Source organism: Bartonella sp. MR100HLJHH (assembly GCF_042194215.1).
Taxonomy (GTDB): domain Bacteria; phylum Pseudomonadota; class Alphaproteobacteria; order Rhizobiales; family Rhizobiaceae; genus Bartonella; species Bartonella grahamii.
Genome location: NZ_JBHIMR010000067.1, coordinates 1 through 1,197 on the forward strand (window position 1 = coordinate 1; position 1,197 = coordinate 1,197).

Below are 1,197 nucleotides of genomic sequence, written 5' to 3' on the forward strand. Positions count from 1 at the left end.
GAAATTATTATGACAGAAAATGATATTCTTTTGACAGACCGTGAAAGTGCAAAATTGCTTCATATGAGTGTCTCAACATTCCGCCGTCATGTAACTAATGGCTCTCTCCCAAAACCTTTAAAATTTGGTTTTTTATCGCGTTGGTTACAATCAGATCTTATCAATGTAATCGAGCAAGCGAAACAGCAACGTCAAAGCGACGCAGCATAAAAAGAAAACCTTGTCACGTAAGGACGGACAAGGCTTTCTCAAGCTCATCAACCTGGTGCTTTATTTGGTGTAAATTCAAGACTTTCTCTGCTGAAGCAAGACTTAAGGCTGGCATTCAAGTTGTTCTGAATGTTTTTTACAATAAGGGCTATTTAAGCGTCTCTCAACACTTCGCTGAGGCATGACAGCACCAGGACGACATATGGGAAGATTGTCCGATTTATGGTTTTCACACCAATCTTGTATTGTAAAGCTAGGGCGAAAACCTGATTGCGCCATACACATTTCAATACTGGCAAATTGATTCAAATCTAGCGCCACAACCTTATTAAGGTCCGGTACTCCACATTCTAAAAGTATTTTATTTCTCCATAATGCTGGAGAAAGTGAGGGAATTGAGTTAACACATCCAGTGATACTTAACAGAGCTATGCAACTCAACAGTTTTAAGATTTTCTTCATTTTTCCCCTCTTTCAATGGATTTATTTACGATAAAACAGCTCATAAACCTGTTGATATTTTCTGTCACCGCTGTTTAAAACAACGGTGAACAATGTTGAGATGACGGATTGAGGAAACAATCCCGCCATTCCAAGTGAAGGCAAGGATGGCGGATTGTCGGTCATTACAAGCAAGACTTAAGGCTCGCATTCAGGTTGTTCTGGATGCTTTGTACAAAACGGGCTGTTTAAGCGCTTCTTGACACTGCGCTGTGGGATGACAGCACCTGGACGACAAATCGGCAAGTTTTTCTCTTTAAAAGTATAACACCACCCCCCTCCTCTTTGATCTTTATAGCGGAATCCTGCTTGAACCATGCAAGCATCAACTGTTGCTTTAGCATTAATGCTCTGCTGTTGGTTTTCTGGATCGATATCATAAGGGGTTGGCATACCACATTCTAACAAGGCTTTTCCTATCTCCGTAAAATCTGCACCAGGTTTCTCCCACATACTCAGAGCCCCTGGAGAAGGCTTATCAATGTT

The 1,197-nt window shown here is 41.1% G+C and carries 4 protein-coding genes; 1 reads left to right on the forward strand and 3 read right to left on the reverse strand.

Annotated features, from left to right (window positions below; all coding sequences use genetic code 11):
* The first annotated feature begins 9 nt into the window (after positions 1-9).
* Positions 10-210, forward strand: coding sequence for an AlpA family transcriptional regulator (locus ACFIJ7_RS09500; RefSeq protein ID WP_011180791.1), 201 nt, complete (start codon positions 10-12; stop codon positions 208-210).
* 102 nt (positions 211-312) lie between these two features.
* Here the strand turns inward: ACFIJ7_RS09500 and ACFIJ7_RS09505 are convergent, their stop codons facing one another.
* From ACFIJ7_RS09505 to ACFIJ7_RS09515, 3 genes are all read right to left on the reverse strand, one after another.
* Positions 313-672, reverse strand: coding sequence for a hypothetical protein (locus ACFIJ7_RS09505; RefSeq protein WP_273724680.1), 360 nt, complete (start codon positions 670-672; stop codon positions 313-315).
* Positions 673-693: 21 nt separating this feature from the next.
* Positions 694-837: a hypothetical protein gene (locus tag ACFIJ7_RS09510; RefSeq protein ID WP_375645187.1), complete on the reverse strand. Its 144-nt coding sequence runs from the start codon at positions 835-837 to the stop codon at positions 694-696.
* A gap of 12 nt (positions 838-849) precedes the next feature.
* Positions 850-1,197: hypothetical protein (locus ACFIJ7_RS09515; RefSeq protein WP_375645188.1), on the reverse strand; the 348-nt coding region annotated here is incomplete at its 5' end.

What these genes read in the sequence shown, in the direction of transcription:
- ACFIJ7_RS09500 (WP_011180791.1), top strand. Translation starts at nt 10, where the DNA reads ATGACAGAAAATGATATTCTTTTGACAGACCGTGAAAGTGCAAAATTG.
- ACFIJ7_RS09505 (WP_273724680.1), bottom strand. Translation starts at nt 672, where the DNA reads ATGAAGAAAATCTTAAAACTGTTGAGTTGCATAGCTCTGTTAAGTATC.
- ACFIJ7_RS09510 (WP_375645187.1), bottom strand. Translation starts at nt 837, where the DNA reads ATGACCGACAATCCGCCATCCTTGCCTTCACTTGGAATGGCGGGATTG.